The sequence below is a fragment of the Promicromonospora kroppenstedtii DSM 19349 genome (assembly GCF_000515355.1).
Taxonomy (GTDB): domain Bacteria; phylum Actinomycetota; class Actinomycetes; order Actinomycetales; family Cellulomonadaceae; genus Promicromonospora; species Promicromonospora kroppenstedtii.
Map to the genome: position 1 here is coordinate 36,268 of NZ_KI911649.1, position 6,278 is coordinate 42,545.

Annotated in this window: 6 protein-coding genes; 5 read left to right on the forward strand and 1 reads right to left on the reverse strand. The window is 73.3% G+C overall.

Features of this window, described 5'->3' with window-relative positions:
- The 5 genes from PROKR_RS30640 to PROKR_RS09720 all read left to right on the forward strand — a co-directional run.
- Window positions 1–2,839: S8 family serine peptidase (locus tag PROKR_RS30640; protein ID WP_211240086.1), on the forward strand; the 2,839-nt coding region annotated here is incomplete at its 5' end.
- Between the two features lie 113 nt (window positions 2,840–2,952).
- The gene (locus PROKR_RS09700) at window positions 2,953–3,633 is read left to right on the forward strand and encodes an alpha/beta fold hydrolase (RefSeq protein WP_036962615.1); all 681 of its coding nucleotides are present in this window, start codon (window positions 2,953–2,955) and stop codon (window positions 3,631–3,633) included.
- A 251-nt stretch (window positions 3,634–3,884) separates the two neighbouring features.
- Complete coding sequence (locus PROKR_RS09710; RefSeq protein ID WP_051432832.1) at window positions 3,885–4,238, forward strand: hypothetical protein; 354 nt, start codon at window positions 3,885–3,887, stop codon at window positions 4,236–4,238.
- A gap of 318 nt (window positions 4,239–4,556) precedes the next feature.
- Window positions 4,557–5,561 (forward strand): isopenicillin N synthase family dioxygenase, encoded by a 1,005-nt coding sequence (locus PROKR_RS09715; protein WP_036962617.1) that lies wholly within the window; start codon window positions 4,557–4,559, stop codon window positions 5,559–5,561.
- Between the two features lie 98 nt (window positions 5,562–5,659).
- Complete coding sequence (locus tag PROKR_RS09720) at window positions 5,660–6,079, forward strand: rhodanese-like domain-containing protein (protein ID WP_036962619.1); 420 nt, start codon at window positions 5,660–5,662, stop codon at window positions 6,077–6,079.
- A gap of 35 nt (window positions 6,080–6,114) precedes the next feature.
- On the opposite strand, the gene PROKR_RS09725 is transcribed toward PROKR_RS09720, so the two are convergent.
- Window positions 6,115–6,278: helix-turn-helix domain-containing protein (locus PROKR_RS09725; RefSeq protein ID WP_157601998.1), on the reverse strand; the 164-nt coding region annotated here is incomplete at its 5' end.

Sequence of the window (6,278 nt, forward strand, 5' to 3'; positions counted from 1 at the left end):
CGCCGACCTGCTCGCGGCGCTGGACCGGGCCCCGGCAGGTCGCTCGGCCGCAGGGGCCGACCAAGCCGCACCGGCCGTGAAGGTCTGGCTGGACGGGCACGTCGAGGCGCTCGACGTGGGCTCGATGCCGCAGATCGGCGCCCCGGCCGCCTGGGACGCCGGATTCACCGGCGACGGGGTGACCGTCGGGGTGCTCGACTCCGGTCTCGACGCGACCCATCCCGACCTCGACGACGTGCTGGTCGGGGCCCGCGACTTCACCAGCTCCGGCGACACCCAGGACCGGTACGGCCACGGCACGCACGTCGCATCGATCGCGCTGGGCTCCGGCGAGGCGTCGGACGGCGAGAACCGCGGCGTGGCCTACCGCGCGGACCTCCTGGTCGGCAAGGTGCTCGACGACTTCGGCGGCGGTGAGTCGTCGTCGATCATCGACGGCATGGAGTGGATCGCGGAGGCCGGGGCCGACGTGGTGAACATGAGCCTCGGCGAGGCCGAGCGCTACACCGATGGCACGGACCCGTTCTCGACGGCCGTCGACACGCTGAGCGCCCAGTACGGCACGCTCTTCGTCGTGGCGGTGGGCAACGAGGGCCTGTACGGCGCCGTCGTGCCGCCCGGGGCCGCGAGCTCGGCCCTGACCGTGGGCGCCGTGGACGACGACGACCAGGTCGCCTACTTCTCCAGCCGCGGACCGCGGGCGCGGGACTACGCGATCAAGCCGGACATCACGGCGCCGGGCGTCGAGATCGTCGCGGCCCGGGCGGACGGCACCAACGAGTGGGAGAGCGACGGCCCCTACACGGCCTGGAGCGGCACCTCCATGGCGGCGCCGCACGTGGCCGGCGCGGCCGCCGTGCTCAAGCAAGCTCGTCCCGAGCTGACGGGGCCGCAGCTCAAGGCCGTCCTCATGGGCTCGGCGCGGCACACCAGCGGCGGGGCCTTCGAGGAGGGCGCCGGGCGCGTGCTCGTCCCCGCCGCGCTCGACCTGCCCGTCCTGGCGACGCCCGCCTCGCTGTCGTTCGGCGCCTTCGAGTACCCGCAGGAGGGCACCGCGACGCAGACCCTCACGTACGAGAACCCCGGCGACGTCGCGGTCGCCCTGGACCTGACGGTCGAGGCGTCGGACCAGGACGGCGAGCCGCTGCCCGCGGACGCTGTCACGCTCGACGTCACGTCCCTGACGGTGCCCGCAGGGGGCTCGGCGGCCGTCGAGGTCGGCATCGACCGCACGGTCGGCGCCGTCGAGCGCCGCTACTCGGGCGCGGTCACGGCCACGGACGCCGAGGGCCGCGAGGTCCGCACGCCGCTCGGTTACTACAAGGAGCCCGACCTCGCCGACCTGGACGTCCGCACCCTCGGGCGGGACGGCGAGCCGCACACCGGGTCCTCCAGCGTGCGCGTCGTGAACGTGGACGACCCGACGCTGTTCGACAGGCACGGCGAGATCGGCCCCGAGGGCTTGGACCTACGGGTCCCGCCGGGCCGGTACTCAGTCACGGGCTTCCTGTGGACCGCCGACGAGGAGTACGTCGTCTCCGAGGTCTCCGCGGTGCTCCGGCCCGAGGTGACCGTCGCGGACGACACCACGGTCGTGCTCGACGCCCGCGAGGCGCGCGAGCTGAGCGTTTCCACCCACCGGCCGTCCGCCGTCCGGTGGATCGCACTGGACGACACCCGGACGACGGCGGCGGGCGACGACCCGTACGGGTTCGGCACCGTCGTCGGGGCCGGCGCGAACGTCTACGCGACGCCGACGGACGCGCCCGTCACGGTCGGAACGTACGACCTGCAGACCCACTTCGTCCTGGAGCAGCCGGTCGCGGCGGGCCGAGCGCCGTCGTACACCTACGACCTGCTGTACACGCAGGACGTGGTGGACACGTTCCGCTTCCGGGCGACGGCCCGCGACACGGCCGCGGTCACGACCACGTACGCGTCCCTGGGCGCCGACCACGCCGCCGAGAGCGCCAGGGTCGGCACCGCGCCGGGGCACCGGTGGGGCTCGGCCGTGGGGAGCCCCGTCGCGGTACCGGGCAGACGCACCGAGTACCTGAGCGCGAACGGCGTCGCCTGGGGGCATCAGGTGTACTCGGGCTCGGTGGACGACCCGCAGCAGGGCTGGTTCGACTCCGCGGCGCGCACCTACGCGCCCCGGCAGAAGGCCCGGACCACGGTGGGCGGCGCCGTCCTGAGCACGCGCGCGGGAGCCGGCGCGTTCACGGTCGCGGACGACACGCTCGGCGTGCGCCTCGTGCCGTGGAGCGACGCGGAGGGGCACCCGTTCGCAGGGTTCAGCGGGCAGGGCACCCGCCTGCGGGTCTGGCAGGACGGCGAGTCCGTGCTCGACCAGACGCGCCCCTCGGCCGGGGTAGCGCTCCCGGCGGGCGGCGCCGCCCACCGCGTGGTCCTCGACGCCCGCCACGAGGCGTCCTGGTGGGAGCGGTCCACGCGGACGCGCACCGAGTGGCGGTTCCGCGCGGCGCCGGACGCCGCCACCGGCCCGGCCGCGCTCGACGTCGGCTACGTGGTCAAGGACCTCGACGCGCACAACGTGGCACCCCGCGGCACGCGGGTCACGCTCACGGTGGGGCACCAGGCGGGTGCCTCGGACGAGCGGTCGGCGAAGGACCGCGTCACGTCCGCCCGCCTGTGGTGGTCCGCGGACGACGGGGCCACCTGGCGCGCCGTGTCCCTCTCCGACGGGCGGGCGGGGACGTTCGCCGGGCCGGTCCGCGTACCGCGGGGCACCGAGCACGTCTCGCTCCGGGTCGAGGCGCGGGACGCGTCGGGCGGCAGGATCAAGCAGACGGTGATCCGCGCATACGCCGTCCGCTGACCACCGCTCCACCGACGAGCACGCGTCAGACCTACAGGTCCCCCGGGTGACCTGTGGGTCTGACACGTCCGCGAGCGTCTGACAGGTCCACGCCGTGTAATCTCCTGCGCGAGATGAGCGAGCACGTGACCAGCGACGACAGCGACCTCCCCGCACCCGCTGAGAGCATCCCGGGGGCCCGGACCGCGCGCACCGGCAAGCCGCCCATCAGGCTGATCTACGTGCCCGGGCTGGGCGACCGGATGCCGCCCCTGGTGCACCTCCAGCGCGAGGCGCTGCGCACCTGGCGCGCACTCGGGGTCCGCACCACGATGTTCCGCGTGCGCTGGTCGTCCGACGCCTCGTTCGAGGAGCGGCTGGACCGGCTCGACGCCCTGGTCGAGCAGTTCGAGCAGCGCGGCGAGCGGGTGGCGCTCATGGGCGCGTCCGCGGGCGCCGGCGCGGTGCTCGCCGAGTACGCCCGACGCCGCTCGATCGTCGCCGTCGTGATCATCGCCGGGAAGTTCCTCGAGCCCGAGGACATCATCAAGCCCGTGCTGGAGCGCAACGCTCCGTTCGCGCAGTCGCTGTCCGCGGTGCCCAAGCTGCTCGAGGAGCTGGGCCCGGACGACCGCGCCAAGATCCTGAGCCTGCGCTCCGCCCGTGACGGCGTGGTCGACGACGAGGACACGCTCCTGGAGGGCGCGGTCAACGAGACGATGCGCGTGGTGGGGCACGTGATCGCCATCGGTTACGCGCTGATGTTCCGCGCCCGCCGGGTCGTCCGGTTCCTGCGCGAGGTCGTGACGGACTGACGGTCCACTTCTTGTACAGGCGCGCCACGCGTGGCTACCCCGATGAGGACCTTCTTCGTGCGATCGCCAGGGCTATTCGCGTGATCGTGCAGTCCGACGGAATGACGATGTACATCGGCCCGGACCGGGCAGGCCGAATCATGGAGGTGGGCACCATCCAGCACTCCGGCCGAGAGATCGTCGCCCACGCGATGCGCCCGGCGCGAGGCAAGTACCTCCCGGAGACACCACGACGACGTAGGCGGTGAACCATGACTGAACTGACCCCCGACGAGCTCGCCGAGATCGAGCGCCGCTTCGAGAACTTCGACATAGACACCGCTGAGGTCTACGACGTCGCTGTTGACGAGCTGCCGCCGCGGGTGGTGCTCACCCGTGCGATGGCCGAGCGAGAGCTGCTGTTGCGGCAGGCAGATGAGGTGATGCACGACGCCATCGGCACCGCCCGGGCGGCGAACCTCTCGTGGCACAAGATCGGCATCGTCCTGGGAACCACCGGTGAGGCTGCACGACAGCGCTACACCAAGCACACCAGCGGCTCCGCCATCACCCGTGCGAAGAGCGGCGGGAGTGCCCGTGGTGCGAAGGGGCGCCTCAGCGCCTGACCGTACCGTGCCGTGTTGTGACGGACTGACCCGGGACCCCGCCGGTCCCGGCCTCGTGGTGCTACCGTTTCTCGCATCGTGAGCACCTTTCTCTGTTCCTGCTGTCGCCGCTGAGCGGTCGCCCATCGGGCGACCCCCTGGCGCGTCTCCTCGCGCCGCCGACAGCAGATCCTGCTCACCACGCATCCCCGTGCCCGCGCATCGGGCTCCCGCAAACCTCCGTCCGGAGGTCTCGGTGCACCCTAGGTGAGGTCCCGTCGATGCCGGGGCGGTCGCCGTCGGCGCACCCCCATCCGGCACCCTCGAAAGGACCTTCCCATGCCCGGCATCCCCGTTCTCGACCTCTCGCTGCTCGACGGCGGCCCCGACGACCAGGCCCGCTTCCGCGACGAGCTGCGGCGCGCGACCCACGAGGTCGGCTTCTTCTCGCTGGTCGGCCACGGCGTACCGCGCGAGCTGATCGACCGCGCGTACGCGACCGCCCGCGAGTTCTTCGCGCTCCCTGACGAGCAGAAGCGCGCGATCGAGAACGTGCACAGTCCTCACTTCCGCGGCTGGACGCGGATGGGCGGCGAACGCACGCTCGGCCGCGTCGACCAGCGCGAGCAGGTCGACATCGGCGCCGAACGGCCGGCCGTCCCGGCCGGGCCCGGAGTGCCCGACTACTGGGTCCTGGAGGGCCCGAACCTGTGGCCCGAGGCGCTGCCCGCCCTGCGCGAGGTCGCCGAGGAGTGGCTCAGCCGGCTCGACGGCGTCGCCACGCGGCTGCTGCGCGCGTGGGCGGAGTCGCTCGGGGCGCCGTCCGACACGTTCGACGCTGTGTTCGAGCGGCCCTCGCCGCACCTGAAGGTCGCGCGCTACCCGGGCGTCGACGCCGCGGTGCCCGCGCAGGGCGTCGGCGCGCACAAGGACCTCGGCGTGCTCACGCTCCTCTCCGTCGAGGACGGCAAGGCCGGCCTGCAGGTCGAGAAGGACGGCGAGTGGCTCGACGTCACCCCGCCCGACGGCGCGTTCGTGGTGAACATCGGCGAGCTGCTCGAGATCGCGACCGACGGCTACCTCAAGGCGACGCTGCACCGCGTGGTGTCCCCGGCGGCCGGGACCGAGCGCATCTCGATCCCGTACTTCCACGGGCCCGCGCTGGACGCGACGATCCCGGACGTCGAGCTGCGGCCGGACCTCCGCGCCGAGGCCCCCGGCGTGACGGCGGACCCGGCCAACCCGCTGCACGCAGTGTTCGGCGACAACTGGCTCAAGAGCCGGGTCCGCGCGCACCCGAACGTGGTCCAGGCGCAGCACCCGGGCCTGCTCCAGCAGGCGTGAGCAGCCGTGGCACGGAGTAGCGTGCCTTACGGACGCTTCAGGAACAGTGCGTGCCCGGGCTCTTGTCCGTGGCGCCCCGGGGTCCGCAGAATCTGGCCATGACGACCACCCAGGACACCAGCGCCGCCGTCGCCCACTTCGCCGGGCGACTCGCCTTCGAGACCGACGTCAGCGACGTCCATGCCGCGCTCGCCGCGGGCAGCCCGTTCACGCTGGTCGACGTGCGTTCCCCGGCCTGCTGGGACCAGGGGCACGTCCCGGGCGCGGTGCACCTGCCCGGCGGCAAGGTGCGCCTGCGGGCTGAGCAGACGATCGACCGTGAGCGGCCCGTCGTCGTCTACTGCTGGGGTCCGGCGTGCAACGGCGCCACGAAGGCGGCCCTGGAGTTCGCGAAGCTCGGCTACCAGGTCAAGGAGATGATCGGCGGCTTCGAGTACTGGGTCCGGGAGGGCTTCGCCTACGAGACGGCGACGGGCCCGGTCCAGCCGGACGTGGACCCGCTGACGTCCCCGGTCTGACGCCGGGCGTCGCGCTCCGGGCGACCGGCGGCGCGTCAGGCCGGGCGGTAGCGGTTCTCCGGGCGGCCCGTCGTGCCGTACCGCGGCGTCACCTGCGCGTATCCCTCCGTGACCAGGTGCTCCAGGTAGCGGCGGGCGCTGACCCGCGACATCCCGACCGCCTCCGCGACCTCGGCCGCCGACGCGTCCCGGGCCGCCG

Coding starts and splice junctions, on each gene's coding strand:
- PROKR_RS09700 (WP_036962615.1), top strand. CDS start 2,953: ATGAGCGAGCACGTGACCAGCGACGACAGCGACCTCCCCGCACCCGCT.
- PROKR_RS09710 (WP_051432832.1), top strand. CDS start 3,885: ATGACTGAACTGACCCCCGACGAGCTCGCCGAGATCGAGCGCCGCTTC.
- PROKR_RS09715 (WP_036962617.1), top strand. CDS start 4,557: ATGCCCGGCATCCCCGTTCTCGACCTCTCGCTGCTCGACGGCGGCCCC.
- PROKR_RS09720 (WP_036962619.1), top strand. CDS start 5,660: ATGACGACCACCCAGGACACCAGCGCCGCCGTCGCCCACTTCGCCGGG.